A 15,024-nucleotide genomic window follows, 5' to 3' on the forward strand; every position below is an offset into this window, starting at 1 on the left:
AGATGGATACACATGAAAATTGCAATTGCTGGTGCCGGCGCTATGGGCAGCCGTTTAGGAATTATGTTGCATCAAGGCGGAAATGATGTAACTTTAATCGATCAATGGCCCGCACACATTGAAGCCATTCGTAAAAATGGTTTAATCGCTGATTTTAACGGAGAAGAAGTTGTCGCGAACCTACCAATCTTCTCACCAGAAGAAATTGACCATCAAAATGAACAAGTAGATTTAATTATCGCTTTAACCAAAGCACAACAATTAGATGCAATGTTTAAAGCGATTCAACCAATGATTACCGAAAAAACATATGTACTATGTTTATTAAATGGCTTAGGTCATGAAGATGTACTAGAAAAATATGTACCAAAAGAAAACATCTTGGTTGGCATTACCATGTGGACAGCTGGTTTAGAAGGACCGGGACGTGTTAAACTTTTAGGTGATGGCGAAATTGAATTAGAAAATATTGATCCTTCTGGTAAAGAATTTGCTTTAGAAGTCGTTGATGTCTTCCAAAAAGCTGGTTTAAATCCAAGCTATAGTAGCAATGTTCGCTACTCTATTTGGCGAAAAGCCTGTGTCAATGGCACGCTAAACGGTTTGTGTACAATCCTTGATTGTAACATTGCCGAATTTGGCGCACTACTTGTTAGTGAATCCCTTGTTAAAACATTAATCAGTGAATTTGCAGCAGTCGCAGAAAAAGAAGCCATTCATTTAGATCAAGCAGAAGTCTATACACATATTGCTCAAACTTATGATCCAAACGGTATTGGCTTGCACTATCCGTCTATGTATCAAGATTTAATTAAAAATCATCGTCTCACAGAAATTGATTACATTAATGGTGCTGTTTGGCGCAAAGGACAAAAATACAACGTAGCAACACCTTTCTGTGCCATGTTGACACAGCTTGTTCACGGAAAAGAAGAACTATTAGGAGCTAAATAATAAGAAAGTACCAGAGACAATCGTTGTATGACGATTGTCTCTGGTACTTTCTTATTTTGCTTGCGCAGTCAATTTTAAAATAAATAATTGGAATAGTAATTCTTTATCCATTTGGCCCGTTTTCATGCGGTAATCATTTTCAACTAATTCATCATAAAGTCTTTCTAATCGAGACAATTCAAATCGTCGGACTTGTTGTAACGCTAACTTGACTCGATAAGGATGAACCTTTAATGTATCAGCAATATTCGCTTGTTGATAGCCCATCTTAGCCAAAATTTTTGTTTGTAGAAAAAGGCGAATCTGATTCAATAAGATTGCATTTAACTTAATGGTTTCTTCTCCTTGTAAAAGTAAATCTTCATACAATTGAACAGCTTTTTCACTGTTTCCAGAAAGTACTTCGTTGGTTAAGTCAAAAACATTATGTTCCAAAGACTTAGGGACTAATTCTTGAACCGCACCTCGTGTAATTGTCTTCGTTTCAAGGGCATATAAATACAGCTTCTGTAATTCTCCCATAATTTTTGATAAGTTCAAGTCTGTCAATTGAAGTAATAAATCAAAAGCATCGGAGCGAATAGTGTACCCTTCACTCTCAATCGTTTGAGAAATGTACTGACGAATAGCCTTTTCATCCATTGGATTGACGTCAACCACTGTGGCATTTTTTTTCAATGCTTTGGTAACTTTTTTGCGTTCATCTAATTTTTCATATGAGGCCATAAAAACAAGAACAGTTGTTGGTGATGGACTTTCCAAATAATTCAATAAAAGATTGACATCATGTTCCACACCGTTTGTTTTTCTTTCGGCAGTTAAAAAATAAGGATTTTCCACAAAGACAAGGCGATAATCACCAAAAAACGGAATTGTTTCCGCTTCAGCAATCGCTGCACTTAAAGGTGTTTCCTCCATATCAAATGAGAAAAAGTTAAATTGATCATCCTCTTCCGTCAACAATTCTTTCATCAATGTTGTTTTAAATAATTCAGTTAAATAAAGTTCTGTTCCTATTAATAAATACACTGGAGCGATTTTTTGCTCTCGCACTTCTTTCAAAGCTTTTTGTAACTCCATTGGCTCGCTCCTTTTCTCGTTTCTCTTGTTTATCCTATCATGTTACTCCTGGAAATACTAGTCTTGTTCTTTAACAAATTTGGCTTTAGAAAGCCCTTGCCAAGGTAACCATTGATAATAAATCATTCCTTGAAGATCGGTCCGATAATAATTTATTTTTTGCTCCTCCAGCGTCGCTAATGTCTCCTGATGAGGATGTTTAAAACGATTATTCAGTCCAGCTGAAATCAATGCTTCTCGCGGATTAAGCTGTTTGATAAATCTTTTAGTAGACGACGTTTTACTACCATGATGACCGACTTTCAAGATGTCGATTTTCAACTGGGGATAGCGAGCCAACACTTGTTCTTCTCCTTCGGCTTCCAAGTCACCAGTAAATAAAAAATGCCGTCCGCCTAATTGTGTGGAAAACACTATCGAGTCATTATTGCCCCCAATACTGCTCTTATTTGGTGATAAAATTTGAAAAGAAACGGGCCCATTAATTCGCTTGGGCGCTAAAATTGGCCGACAGTCTGTCCCGCTTTTTTGGAGTTGTTTCAAGACTTGGCGAAACGAAAAATTGGCTTCAGCTGCTCCTTTAGGAAAATAAAGAACAGAAATTGGAACCTTCTGCGCAATGGCTAATAAATCGCCAAAATGGTCTTCATGTGCGTGTGTGATGATCACTTCATCTAAACGTTTGACTCCTTGACTTTTGAGAAAAGGAATCACTGAATATTCCGCTCCTGATCGACTATTTTTCCGTTGCCGCCAAGCTTCTTTGTCAAAAGACAACCGACCACCTGTATCGATCAGTGTATTTTTTCTGTGAAAAGGCGCTTGGATAAACAAACTATCCCCTTGGCCTACATCGATCATTGCAACAATGCCAATTGGCGAAAGGTATTTACTATTTATCAAAACAATTAGTAGTCCGATTGAGAAAAAAATTTTTTTAGACTTGTCTGCTAAATAAATCATTGAAAGTCCGATTAGTAATAGCAAACTAATTTGTATCCAAGTATTTAAATAGCCGATGGTCAGCTTCGGATTTAAGTGAACTAGCACCCACTCAAATAAGCCATTCATTGTTAAAAATAGCGGTTCGAGCGAGGCTGCTAAATAGCGTGCTGGCATAATAATCACTAGAAAAAAGCTCAACGTCAAAAGCGGTAACAAGAACCGTTCAAAAATTGGTAACAAGAGAAATGTTAAGAAACTTCCTAACAAGGGCCATTCATAAAATGATTGGACTAAAATAGGTAAGGAAGCCACAGCCAATAGGAAAGAGCCTAAACAATTTTTAATGAAAGGCGAAGAATAACCAACCAATGTTTGCTCTAAAAACAGCAGAACAAAGGAAAGTAAGTAACTAAATTGACCGCCGACTGAAAAAAAGAGGGTTGTCTGAACAATCAAGTGCACTAAGAGAGTTAAACTCCAACAATCGAGGGCCGGAACCTGCCAATTAAACCGTCGATTGAACGTATTGAGGTTTGTTTGTAAAAGCGCCCGCATGACACTGACTGAGAATCCTGTTAAACCAGCATATATCAGTGAAAAACCGCATTGCCACAAAAAATAACTTTCTTGCGTTCGGCGAGCAATTCTTAGCATTAGCAAGCGAAATAAACGAAGGAAAAAAGAAACATGCATCCCTGACAAACTAAAAAGATGCAAAATGCCTAATGCTGAAAATTTATCGCTTATTTCAGCAAATTCTTCATTACGAAAACCTAAGAGCAACGCATTCATATACATTGCACTAGTCTCAGCAAAATTTTTCTGAATATGTACCATCGCCCACTTCCGCCAGCCGCTAATGATTTCTTTAAACCGCCAAGAAAAAAAGGAACGCTGTTGTCCTATCTCCTCAATGAATAAAATAGCTTCGATTCCTTGATTCTTTAAAAATAGTTGATAATTGAAGCCATTTTTGTTGGTTTGACCTTGGGGCGAGTCTAAAATACCTACAGCGGTTGCCTGAATGGTCGTGGTTAGTTGTTGCCATTGCTGTTTTTCTTTCACACTTTTTAATTGATAAAATGCCATCACTTTCTGCCTTTTGCCTTTTACGATCCAATTGGCAGGAAATTTTACTTGATCACCATCGACTTGTATTTCATCTGGTAATATCGTTAGCTGTACTGACAAGCGGACTTCTTTAGGCAACAAAGAGACTGGCTTTAACCACTGGAAAATCAATATGCCCCCTACTATTAAAAAACTGCACAAAAAACCTCCCAATATAACAGGAAAACTTTTTGTACAGACAATACGGATAACAGTGATAGAAAAAAGAAGAGCTCCTAATAGACTAGGTGCGAAAAAACACCACAGCCCACAACTAGTCAGCAGAGCTACGAAGAACCAATTATTCCTCAGATGAGGAAGGATTGTCCTCAAGTGTGGCAAATTCTTCTCCCCATTGTAATTCGGCAAAATATTTTGGTACTAAAGTCACTTTTTCAACCGTGGCTCCTACTTGTTCAATTAAATTTAGGGCGTACGCATCATTACGGTAATCCTTTAAATAATAAATCTTTTTAATCCCTGCTTGTAAAATCATCTTTGTACATTGCAGGCAAGGGAAATGTGTCACATAAATTTCTGCCCCTTCTGTAGGGACGCCAAACTTCGCACATTGTAAAATTGCATTCATTTCTGCGTGGATTGTCCGAACGCAATGATTATCAACAACATAGCATCCTTCATCAATACAATGCGTTCCGCCACTGACTGAACCATTGTAACCTCCTGCAATAATTCGTTTGTCGCGAACAATGGTTGCTCCGACAGTTAACCGTGTGCAAGTACTTCTTAATGATAATAAGACGCTTTGTCCCATAAAATATTGGTCCCATGGAATTCGTTCCATAATAAACCTCCTTTATTTTTAATGACTCCTGTGTTCGATTTGCCAAATCATTTAATCTTATTACAAATAGTATGTTATCCGCATCCCATAGTCAAGAATTCTCAGGAATTTTCTGTTAAAAGTTAGCCAGTCACTGTCAACATGTCTTTTAAACGTTCTACTGTTTTCTCTCCAATACCTGGAACATTTTTCAGTTCCTTGACGGTTTTAAACGGTCCTTGTTCGTCACGAAAGCGAATAATCTCTTGTGCTTTTTTCGCACCGATTCCTGAAATCGTTTGTAGCTCTGCTTCTGTTGCCGTATTAAGGTTGATTTTTTCCTCCTGATTTTGCTGATCAGGTGCCGATTCCTGCAGCGTTTCTAATGACTGTGCCACTGCTTCTCCTTTTTTGGGCACGTAAATAATCATTTGATCTTTTACTTTTTGAGCGTAATTGACCTGGGCAGTATCAGCTTCCTCGCTCACGCCTCCAGCTAAAGCTAAAGCATCCCAAATTCGCTGCTGATTTTTTAGTTGATAGATTCCTGGTACTTTCACTGCGCCTTTAATATCAACATAGATCATTGTTTCTGCCCTTTCTTTTGTAGCATCTGTGGCGACCTCTGCCGTAGTGGTCAAACTTGTCTCCTCCCACATTGTGGTGTCTACTTGTGGCTCCTTATTAACCATCAAATAAATGCCCACTAATAGAGTTATCAAAATAACTATAGACGCACCACTACCTAGCAATAGCCACTTTTTGGGTAACTGTTTCAACCAATCCATCGTTTGTCCTCCCTTCAAAATATAATTACGCATTTTTTAACAAAAAAATGCGCCTGGACCAAAAATCACTAGTAATTTTTGGCCCAGGCACACTTTTATTTTAATTTTTCTAGATAGTTCAAGGCATCTTGAACCGTTTTTACTGGGACAATTTTCATTTTTGTCCCAATTTTTTTCGCAGCTTCTTGTGCTTCTTGATAATTCGATTTGATTTTCGGCTCAACTTTTTTCATTTCTGAAGTTATTTCATCATCGGGTGCAAAGAAAATTTCTGCACCGTTCTCACTGGCTGTTACAACTTTTTTGTCAATGCCTCCGATTCTACCAACGATTCCTTGACTGTTCATCGTACCTGTTCCAGCAATTTCATGACCTTTACGTAAATCTTTATGACTTAATTGTTCATAGGTCTGCAAAGTAAACATTAAACCAGCCGATGGCCCACCAATATCACCCGCTTCAATAGATACTGGGATAGAAGAATCAATTTCTGTATGATCGGTCAAACCAATACCAATCCCCGCTTTTTTATCTGTTGGCAATTCAATTAATTTGCCGGTCGCTTCTTTTGCTTTGCCATCTTGAATAAATTGAACAGTGACTTTTTGATTCACTTTTTGTGCTTTAATGTAATTCATTAATTCTTCACTGCTTTTAAAAGATTTGCCATCCACACCTGTCACGGTATCGCCAACTTCAATTTTTCCTTTAAAACTTGAGTTGTCTTCCATCGCTAACACATAGACGCCTTTAAATTTCATCTCATATGGAACCTTCGCTAATTTTAAGGCTTGCTCAATTGCGGCGTTTTTTGAGGAATCCATATAGTATTGTTGAATTCGATTATATTCGCTATTACTACTATCTCCCATTAATTCTTTTTTGGACATGACTTCTTGAAAATCCGAAAAGTTTGCTTTTATGGCAGAAAAAATAGTGGCCGAACGAATGCCCACCGTTGTTAAATAAAAAGCACCTGACTGCGTATCTTTTTTCCCATCAACAGTTACAAACTCTTTTAAATTTTCTGTCGTTCCTGGTCCTTCAATATAATAAGGAATTGGGACGATAAACAAACCAATTAGCAGCAATGCCAATATCATTGGAATGAGTGATTTAAACGAAAATTTCTCTGTTTTTTTATTCATTATTTTAGCTCCAGTCATTCTTCTTTTGTTTTAACGCGTGATAAATATTGGGAGGAAGATAGTCAGACACATCGCCCCCAAAACGTAAAACTTCTTTTAGTAAACTGGAGCTTACATGTGCATATGGTTCTTCTGCTAATAGAAAAACCGTTTCAATTTCTGGCGCCAGATGTTGATTCATTTTAGCAATGTCTTTCTCGTACTCGTAGTCTTTGACGTTTCTAATGCCACGAATCAAAAAATTAGCCCCTAATGATTTTGCACTTTCCACAGTTAACTGGGTTTCTTGCATGATAACACGCACATTTGGCATTTCTTTAGTTGCTTCTTCAATTAAATATTTTTTCTCTTCTGGCGTAAATAATGTTTGCTTACTTGTATTTATAAAAACACCAATAATGACTTCGTCAAATAACTTCGCACTGCGTTCAATCAAATTTAAATGACCATTTGTCATCGGATCAAAACTTCCGGGAAATAGAGCAATTTTACGCATCCTACGCCTCCTGACGATAAATCGTTACTTGAGTGATTCCGTAAACGGTTTCTCTTGTTTTTTCTAGTGTACCAATCGTTTCCGGTAATTTGACAGTTTTATCTGTTTCACAAACGATAACGGCTTCGTTTGTTAATAATTGCCGTTCTAACATCTTTTCTAATTGTGAAACAATTTCTTGTTTGGCATAGGGCGGATCCAATAAGACCAAATCAAATTGTAGCTTCTCTTCATAAAACTGTTCTAAGGCACGATTAGCATCCATTTTTCTAACTTCAAATTTTTCTGGTTCTTTTGTAATCGCAATATTTTCTTTAATTACTTTTAGTGCAGCAAAATTCTTTTCAATACAAATACTTTTATCCATTCCACGAGAGACAGCTTCAATCGCTAACCCGCCACTTCCTGAATATAAATCCAGTGCCATTCCACCATCGAAATATGGACCAATCATATTAAAAATAGATTCTTTTACTTTATCTGTTGTGGGCCTAGTATTGTCGCCATCTAACGCTTTCAAGCGCCGGCCACCATATTCTCCAGAAATAACACGCATTGTTTCGACTCCTTTATCAATCATTCTTTTATAATTCATTATAACAAAAAGAGTGAAAAATGTTTGAAATTTCTCATAACATTTCTCACTCTTTTGCATTAGACATTCTCTGCTAAGCGAATCTCTGTAGATAATTCCTCTACTACATAGCCGTCGTCTTCTTGTTCTTGATAAGCCGCTTTGGTACCAATTTTTTCAGCAAAATTCATTTCGACATCTGGTCGATACGATTTATCGACACTACGAACAAAATGTAACTGATTAATTTTTTCCATGTTACTTTCAATATTTTCTTCATTCATGTAAATCACCACATATTTCATTTTTCGTGAAACATAGTGAATCAGTCCATATCGGCGTAACTGTTTTAACGGTTTTAATGTGTATACCCAAACAATTAGGCAACGACGCTCTTGAAGCGTAAATTCTTTTTCTTCTTTAGCTTGCATGGCAGCTTCCTCCACAACCTGAATGTTTCTTTCCTCGTTCAAAGAAAGGATTTCCAGCATCTACTTTAATATCTTCAGAAATTAGTTGCGCAATCTTTAAACCAATTGTATCTAGCAACGTTTGAACGTTTGTCTCAGCAAAACGATAATTTGCAACGATTTCATTTAAATCAAGCGCCCGCTTCGCTTTACGTAGGGCTCGTTGTTTCTCCCGAAAATCGGGTGCATGAATTCCATAAGCTTCTACTCGTTCAAAGGCTGACTTAGCTTCTAAAAATGCTTTTTGTAACTGAGCAACTTCCGCCGAAGCATACATAGCTTTTTTTGTTTCTTTATAGTTTTGAACAGCATCACTTTCTAAAAGTGCTGAAATTAAGCATTCTGTTTGATCTTCAATTGCAAATAAATGTTCTGTTACAATCATAACTTTTCACTACTCTCCGTGATTTGCCTATTTTCTGGTCGTTTCTCTAATAAGACTAACACACCTTCGTTGGAAAAGGCAACGCCCAATTCTGTCATTTCTGACTCAGCAAAATAGCTATCATATTGCGGGTCCGAAAACCATGACAAAATAGTAAAGGTACTATCATAAACAGGTTCTTGGAAAATACCTGCTGGTTCTCTCAACGAAAGTTTGCTCGTTTTAACTAATAAAGAAAATTCGTCCTTAGTCAAATGAAAGGGACGAATGGCTGTATGTTCCTCTCTCGTTTGTAACAATTCTGCTTGTCGATTTCCCGACAAAATTGTTGGTATATGATTAGCCAGCGTTTGATACAATGTTTGGGCATCTTTTTGACTTTGTGTGGAAACTGAAAAAGCAGCTTGCTTTTCTTGCTGTTTAACCAGATTCATGACATAAATCGCTTGGTTACTTTGAACAGGATCGAAGGTCATTGACTGCGTTATATCAACTGGCAAAGGAGAACCTTCATTTAATTGATACGGCATTTCCGTGAGCAACGTTTCTTTATTGACATAATTAACTGCCATCAAACCACCTGTCCGCTGATTAAAAAATAACACTGCAAAACTGCCATTATCAAAAGCAACCAGTGGTCGATAGTTCATATCTTCTTCCATCAGCTCGACATCGTAAGCTTCATGATGAAAATTAAATGCAAAATTCGAATAAATCGTCATTAAATCAGACAAGTCAGCAAGCTTCATATCTATCTTAAACGGTTCTATCATTTTGTCATTGTTAAAGGCCTTAATTGCGATGACTTTATTTTCTCGAACGTTGACTTCTAAGTAATCATTCATCGTCAAACCGAACGTCCATAATTCATACGTACGACCTGTTTTAATTTTTTCTTTAGGATTGCCAAACTGGCGGATAAAGGTTTCCACATCTTTCCCTATGTATGCTGCGTAGCCAGAAGCTGGCAATTCTTCATGAGGAACAGCGGTGTGAGCGCTGGATAAGCGCCCACTTTGAGCTGTTTCGGTTGGTTTTTCAGCAGGGAAAAAAACTGGCTCTAAATATCCGATGAGTAGAACTGTTAAAAAAACAGCAGTAAAGGCCCAAAATCGCTTCATTTTTTCCCCTCTCATCTTATTTTTCTTTTACTTCTAATAACAAATCACCTGAGCTGATTGCTTCGCCTTCTTCAACATAAATGTGATCTACCGTGCCCGCAAAACGTGCTTCGATAGTCGTTTCCATTTTCATGGCTTCTGTAATCAGCAACGGCTGACCTTTTTCTACTTTATCGCCACGTTTGACCAATACTTGTAGAACAGAACCAGACATCGTTGCGCCGATTTGTTCTTTATTAGTTGGTTCCGCCTTTTGTTTTACTTGAACAGCAGACTTAATGGAGGCATCTTTAACTAAAACCTCACGACGTTGCCCATTCAAATTGAAGAACAAGACACGGTTTCCGTCAATATCAGGTTCGCCAATTTCATCTAAACGAATAATTAACGTTTTTCCTCGTTCAATTTGAACTTCCAATGTCTCTCCTTGACGAATACCATTAAAGAATGTTGGCGTATCTAATAAGGTTATATCTCCAAAGGTTTCGTATTTTTGACGATACTCTAAAAATACTTGTGGATACATTAAATAACTTAAAACTTCTTCCAATTTAGGTTGATACCCAATTTTTTCGGCTAATTCTTCTTGTACTTTCGCAAAATCAACAGGTGCTGCTAAGTCACCTGGCCGCTCTGTGAAGGCTGGTCGACCTTTTAGAATAATTCGTTGGAGCTCTTTCGGGAACCCACCAACTGGTTGACCTAAATCACCTTGGAAAAAAGTCACAACGGATTCAGGAAAACTTAGTTCTTCACCACGCGCATAAACATCTTGTTCTGTCAGATTATTTTGAACCATGAAGAGTGCCATGTCTCCCACGACTTTTGAAGATGGCGTCACTTTTACAATATCGCCAAACATCAAATTCACTGTGTGATACATTTTTTTGATTTCATCCCAACGGTGCCCTAAGCCTACCGCTTTTGCTTGCTGCTGTAGATTAGAGTATTGACCACCAGGCATTTCATGCATATAGACTTCTGTTTGCGGGGCATTTAACCCATTTTCAAATGGTTGATAATACATGCGCACATCTTCCCAATAATGATTGATTTTCTGTGCATTATCAATGTTAATAGTTGGCGTCCGTTCACCATTGACTAAAGCATAATATAGACTGTTCATACTTGGCTGGCTAGTTGCACCACTCATCGCACTCATTGCGACGTCAACAATATCAACGCCTGCTTTAGTAGCTGCTGAATATGTGATGATCCCATTACCACTAGTATCGTGGGTGTGGAGATGAATTGGTAAATCCGTGGCTGCCTTTAATTCACTAATTAAACGATAGGCAGCTTGTGGTTTCAATAAGCCAGCCATATCTTTAATCGCAATGATTTGTGCACCTAAATTTTCCAATTCTTTAGCCATATCAAGGTAATATTGAACATTATATTTTGCTCGGGCTGGATCATTGATGTCCCCAGTATAACAAATTGCTGCTTCCGCAATTTTTCCGGTATCCCGAACGACTTGAATACTTTTTTCCATTTGAGGAATCCAGTTTAAGCTATCAAAAATTCGGAAAACATCGACTCCTTGGCGAGCGGATTCTTTAATAAATTCTTCAATAACATTATCAGGATAATTTTGATAGCCTACCGCATTAGATCCTCTGAACAGCATTTGTAAAAGTGTGTTTGGCATCAACTGACGAATTTTTCTTAAACGTTGCCATGGGTCTTCGGTTAAGAAGCGATAGGCAACATCGAACGTAGCGCCACCCCACATTTCACTAGAAAACAGCTCAGGCAGGGCTGCATCAGTTAGACCAGCAATTGCTTTAAAATCTTGTGTTCTCACACGAGTAGCTAATAAACTTTGGTGCGCATCACGGAATGTGGTATCTGTCATTAACACGCTTTCTTGATCCTTAACCCAATCGATGACGGCGGTTGCTCCTTGAGCGTCTAGAATATTTTTAGCTGTGATCACTTTTTCTGGAACTTCAATATCTGTCGGCACGCGCGGAGCTTCAAAATATTTTTTCTCCGTTCGTTCAATACCAGGGAACCCATTGACCGTTACTTCTCCAATGTATTTCATCGTTTTATTGCCACGATCGCGCATACGAGGAAATTCAAATAATTCAGGTGTATTATCAATAAAGGTTGTTTTGGCTTCGCCAGATTGAAACGCTGGATAGCTCACAACATTTTGTAAAAACGGAATATTTGTTTTCACGCCACGAATCCGAAATTCTTTTAAGCAGCGTTGCATTTTACTGATTGCCTGTTCAAAAGAGAAACCATGCGTACAGACTTTAACCAATAAAGAATCAAAGTAGGGCGTCACAGCGTAGCCAGAATAAGCATTCCCTACATCTAAACGCACACCAAAACCACCTGGTGAACGATACGTATCAATTTTCCCTGTATCTGGCATAAATTGGTTCAGGGGATCTTCAGTCGTAATCCGACATTGAATAGCCGCGCCTTTTAATGTCAATTCGTTTTGTTTTGGCAAATGCATATCTTTATGCAAATCAAGCCCTTGCGCAATTTGTAATTGAGAGATCACAATATCAATATCTGTAATCATTTCTGTGATAGTATGTTCTACCTGAACACGAGGATTCACTTCAATAAAATAAAACTGATCCCCTTCTACTAAAAACTCAACCGTTCCCGCATTCACGTAGCCGACATGCGCCATTAACTGCACAGCAGCCGAACAAATGGCTGCTCGTTGTTCTTCATTCATTGATACACATGGTGCGACTTCTACCACTTTTTGGTGGCGCCGTTGAACGGAACAATCACGTTCAAATAAATGCAAGACATTCCCATGATGATCGCCTAAAATTTGTACTTCGATATGTTTAGGATTAGAAATATACTTTTCAACATAAACCTCATCAGAACCAAAGGCTGCTTTCGCTTCACTTTTTGCTCTTTCGTAACCTTCTCGTGCTTCTTTGGCATCGTGGGCAACGCGCATCCCGCGACCGCCGCCACCTAAAGCAGCTTTAATCATGATAGGAAAGCCATGCGTTTCACCAAAAGCTACGACCTCTTCCACCGTTGCTACTGGCCCGTCTGAGCCTGGAATCGAAGCAATCCCCGCAGCTACAGCTGCTTCTTTCGCTTTAATTTTATCGCCAAAAATATCTAAATGATGTGTTTTAGGTCCAACAAAAATGATTCCTTCTTCTTCACAACGTTCGGCGAAGCGTAAGTTCTCTGATAAAAAGCCATAACCAGGATGAATGGCATCTGCTCCCGATTTTTTGGCAATTTGGATAATATTTTCAATGTCTAAATAGGCTTCAATTGGTTTTTTCCCCTTACCAACTAAATACGCTTCATCTGCTTTGAAACGATGAACAGAATACTCATCTTCTGCAGCATAAATCGCTACTGTACGGATATCTAATTCTGTACAAGCTCTAAAAATTCGAATCGCAATTTCGCCACGATTGGCAACTAATACCTTTTTCATAACGTCACTCCTACCATCAATTTCCTTCAAATTTATTGGTTCTGTTCTAAAGATAAATAGTACTCATTTTCTAATTTCTGACGTGTTTCATCTGCACTGATATTCAGGACAAAGGCCACAGCAATCGAAATAATCAGCAAACTATTCCCACCTTGACTCAAGAACGGGAAAGTAATTCCTGTTAATGGAATAATCCCAGTAATCCCACCAACATTAATAAAGACTTGAATTAATAACATTGTACCAATTCCAATACACATTAGTGAATTAAAAGGTTTCTTCGAGCGTACACCGACTAAAATAATTCGCGCAATCATAAACATCAACAATCCTAAAATCGCTAGACCGCCGATAATGCCTAACTCTTCTAAAGTAATCGCAAAGATAAAGTCCGTATGTGCTTCTGGTAAAAAGCCTTTTTTCTGAACACTATTCCCTAGACCTTTGCCAAACCAGCCGCCATTACTGATTGCATAATAAGAATTAGCTAACTGATGGCCTAAGTTCCGTTCATCTAAAAATGGATTTTTAAAAACAGCAAAACGATTATAAATATATTGATAACGCGCTGGGAAAATTTTCCCTTTAGACATAATTAATAACTGAATAGCCGTGATACTACCTAAAATGCCCAAGCCACCGACCAAGTAGGTATACATATAATTAATCCCACTTGCTAAAACCATCACGATGGTAATTAATGTTAGAATGGCCGCATTCCCGAAGTCAGGCTGGATTGCAACTAGAGCAATTAATACAAAAACGAGCATCAACGGGCGCCCGGCAGCTTGTTTAAATTGATCCATGCCTCCATTAATTGTCTTTTGTCGCCGTGCTAAAATATAAGACAGATACCAGACAACCATAATTTTTAAATACTCAGCTGGTTGCATCGAAAATCCACCAATCTCAATCCAACCACGTGCGCCGTTAATTTCTTTCCCGATACCAGGAATCCGAACGGCTAAAACCATAACCGTAATTATTGCAATGGCAAACATGATAAAACTTCGATTCTGGAAAACGGATGTTTTCATCTTATAAATAAAAAACATTGCAACTAACCCTACTACCCAAAAGGCAACCTGGTTAATAACGAATGAGGTAGGTGAAAAACCTTTCATTACTTGTAATGCGGATGTGGAACTATATACCATAATCAATCCCACGATACTTAAAATTAAATATGGAATAAAAATACTATAGTCTAGCAAATGCCGTTTCTTTACTTTGTTTGGCAAAGCTTAACCCTCCTTGCCAATCTCGTTTTTTTCTTGTGTTTCTTCATAAACATCTGTATATAATTGATTCAATTCGCGTTCTAAATCACTTAGTAAGCGATGTCCTTCATCATTAGTTAAAATTCCCAAACGGGTCGCATAGGTCACTTGTCTTGAAAAACCATACATTTGTGTATCCACCACTTCTTCAAATGCTTTACATTGAGAAATGCACAAACTGTTTTTTTGATTACGAATAAGCATTTTAATGCGTTCTGCATCGTCTTCTAATAATTGAATGGCAAATTTCTTTGAAATTCCTTCGTCCATTTGTACAGAACCTCCCTATCTTAATTAAATAATTATAACATAATTCTCAGTTAGATACATGATGATTTCAGAAAATTTCCTTTAAGAAATTTTCTAAAACCAAGCGATATATTAAGTAAGAAATCTCTTTATATAACAAGCTTATTTTATCAATACAACAACAAATACATTAAA

At 37.8% G+C, this 15,024-nt stretch carries 14 protein-coding genes; 1 reads left to right on the plus strand and 13 read right to left on the minus strand.

The window, feature by feature from the left end; translation table 11 throughout:
* Window positions 1-12: 12 nt before the first annotated feature.
* Window positions 13-954, plus strand: coding sequence for a ketopantoate reductase family protein (locus tag IGJ20_RS09715; protein ID WP_142425640.1), 942 nt, complete (start codon window positions 13-15; stop codon window positions 952-954).
* Window positions 955-1,005: 51 nt separating this feature from the next.
* Here IGJ20_RS09715 and holA read toward each other — a convergent pair whose 3' ends face one another.
* From holA to IGJ20_RS09780, 13 genes are all read right to left on the minus strand, one after another.
* On the minus strand, window positions 1,006-2,034 hold the full coding sequence (gene holA, locus IGJ20_RS09720) for a DNA polymerase III subunit delta (RefSeq protein ID WP_002364451.1): 1,029 nt from the start codon (window positions 2,032-2,034) through the stop codon (window positions 1,006-1,008).
* Between the two features lie 57 nt (window positions 2,035-2,091).
* A complete protein-coding gene (locus IGJ20_RS09725) occupies window positions 2,092-4,356 on the minus strand; it encodes a DNA internalization-related competence protein ComEC/Rec2 (protein ID WP_185935497.1) in 2,265 nt (754 codons plus the stop codon).
* 34 nt (window positions 4,357-4,390) lie between these two features.
* Window positions 4,391-4,894 (minus strand): ComE operon protein 2, encoded by a 504-nt coding sequence (locus tag IGJ20_RS09730; protein WP_129193705.1) that lies wholly within the window; start codon window positions 4,892-4,894, stop codon window positions 4,391-4,393.
* 122 nt (window positions 4,895-5,016) lie between these two features.
* Complete coding sequence (locus tag IGJ20_RS09735; protein ID WP_185935490.1) at window positions 5,017-5,694, minus strand: helix-hairpin-helix domain-containing protein; 678 nt, start codon at window positions 5,692-5,694, stop codon at window positions 5,017-5,019.
* A 62-nt stretch (window positions 5,695-5,756) separates the two neighbouring features.
* Complete coding sequence (locus IGJ20_RS09740) at window positions 5,757-6,827, minus strand: SepM family pheromone-processing serine protease (RefSeq protein ID WP_185935489.1); 1,071 nt, start codon at window positions 6,825-6,827, stop codon at window positions 5,757-5,759.
* Window positions 6,814-7,305 (minus strand): pantetheine-phosphate adenylyltransferase, encoded by a 492-nt coding sequence (gene coaD, locus IGJ20_RS09745; protein WP_002356693.1) that lies wholly within the window; start codon window positions 7,303-7,305, stop codon window positions 6,814-6,816. The genes IGJ20_RS09740 and coaD overlap by 14 nt, the downstream gene beginning before the upstream one ends.
* A 1-nt stretch (window position 7,306) precedes the next feature.
* Window positions 7,307-7,900: a 16S rRNA (guanine(966)-N(2))-methyltransferase RsmD gene (gene rsmD / locus IGJ20_RS09750; RefSeq protein WP_002414371.1), complete on the minus strand. Its 594-nt coding sequence runs from the start codon at window positions 7,898-7,900 to the stop codon at window positions 7,307-7,309.
* Between the two features lie 59 nt (window positions 7,901-7,959).
* Window positions 7,960-8,310 (minus strand): YlbG family protein, encoded by a 351-nt coding sequence (locus IGJ20_RS09755; protein WP_002359714.1) that lies wholly within the window; start codon window positions 8,308-8,310, stop codon window positions 7,960-7,962.
* Window positions 8,300-8,734, minus strand: a complete 435-nt coding sequence (locus IGJ20_RS09760) for a YlbF family regulator (protein WP_002356689.1) — start codon at window positions 8,732-8,734, stop codon at window positions 8,300-8,302. Before IGJ20_RS09760 ends, IGJ20_RS09755 begins: the two co-directional genes overlap by 11 nt.
* Entirely contained in the window at window positions 8,731-9,855 is a 1,125-nt protein-coding gene (locus IGJ20_RS09765) for a CAP-associated domain-containing protein (RefSeq protein WP_142425636.1), read from the minus strand. Before IGJ20_RS09765 ends, IGJ20_RS09760 begins: the two co-directional genes overlap by 4 nt.
* 16 nt (window positions 9,856-9,871) lie before the next feature.
* Complete coding sequence (locus IGJ20_RS09770) at window positions 9,872-13,300, minus strand: pyruvate carboxylase (protein WP_142425635.1); 3,429 nt, start codon at window positions 13,298-13,300, stop codon at window positions 9,872-9,874.
* Window positions 13,301-13,332: 32 nt separating this feature from the next.
* Complete coding sequence (locus IGJ20_RS09775; protein ID WP_142425634.1) at window positions 13,333-14,541, minus strand: FtsW/RodA/SpoVE family cell cycle protein; 1,209 nt, start codon at window positions 14,539-14,541, stop codon at window positions 13,333-13,335.
* A gap of 3 nt (window positions 14,542-14,544) precedes the next feature.
* Entirely contained in the window at window positions 14,545-14,850 is a 306-nt protein-coding gene (locus IGJ20_RS09780) for a YlaN family protein (RefSeq protein WP_002356684.1), read from the minus strand.
* Window positions 14,851-15,024: the final 174 nt, after the last annotated feature.

The organism is Enterococcus sp. DIV0294 (assembly GCF_050558155.1).
In the GTDB taxonomy this organism is placed as follows: Bacteria; Bacillota; Bacilli; order Lactobacillales; family Enterococcaceae; genus Enterococcus; species Enterococcus faecalis.

What these genes read in the sequence shown, in the direction of transcription:
- IGJ20_RS09715 (WP_142425640.1), top strand. Translation starts at nt 13, where the DNA reads ATGAAAATTGCAATTGCTGGTGCCGGCGCTATGGGCAGCCGTTTAGGA.
- holA (WP_002364451.1), bottom strand. Translation starts at nt 2,034, where the DNA reads ATGGAGTTACAAAAAGCTTTGAAAGAAGTGCGAGAGCAAAAAATCGCT.
- IGJ20_RS09730 (WP_129193705.1), bottom strand. Translation starts at nt 4,894, where the DNA reads ATGGAACGAATTCCATGGGACCAATATTTTATGGGACAAAGCGTCTTA.
- IGJ20_RS09735 (WP_185935490.1), bottom strand. Translation starts at nt 5,694, where the DNA reads ATGCGTAATTATATTTTGAAGGGAGGACAAACGATGGATTGGTTGAAA.
- IGJ20_RS09740 (WP_185935489.1), bottom strand. Translation starts at nt 6,827, where the DNA reads ATGACTGGAGCTAAAATAATGAATAAAAAAACAGAGAAATTTTCGTTT.
- coaD (WP_002356693.1), bottom strand. Translation starts at nt 7,305, where the DNA reads ATGCGTAAAATTGCTCTATTTCCCGGAAGTTTTGATCCGATGACAAAT.
- rsmD (WP_002414371.1), bottom strand. Translation starts at nt 7,900, where the DNA reads ATGAATTATAAAAGAATGATTGATAAAGGAGTCGAAACAATGCGTGTT.
- IGJ20_RS09755 (WP_002359714.1), bottom strand. Translation starts at nt 8,310, where the DNA reads ATGCAAGCTAAAGAAGAAAAAGAATTTACGCTTCAAGAGCGTCGTTGC.
- IGJ20_RS09760 (WP_002356689.1), bottom strand. Translation starts at nt 8,734, where the DNA reads ATGATTGTAACAGAACATTTATTTGCAATTGAAGATCAAACAGAATGC.
- IGJ20_RS09765 (WP_142425636.1), bottom strand. Translation starts at nt 9,855, where the DNA reads ATGAAGCGATTTTGGGCCTTTACTGCTGTTTTTTTAACAGTTCTACTC.
- IGJ20_RS09770 (WP_142425635.1), bottom strand. Translation starts at nt 13,300, where the DNA reads ATGAAAAAGGTATTAGTTGCCAATCGTGGCGAAATTGCGATTCGAATT.
- IGJ20_RS09780 (WP_002356684.1), bottom strand. Translation starts at nt 14,850, where the DNA reads ATGGACGAAGGAATTTCAAAGAAATTTGCCATTCAATTATTAGAAGAC.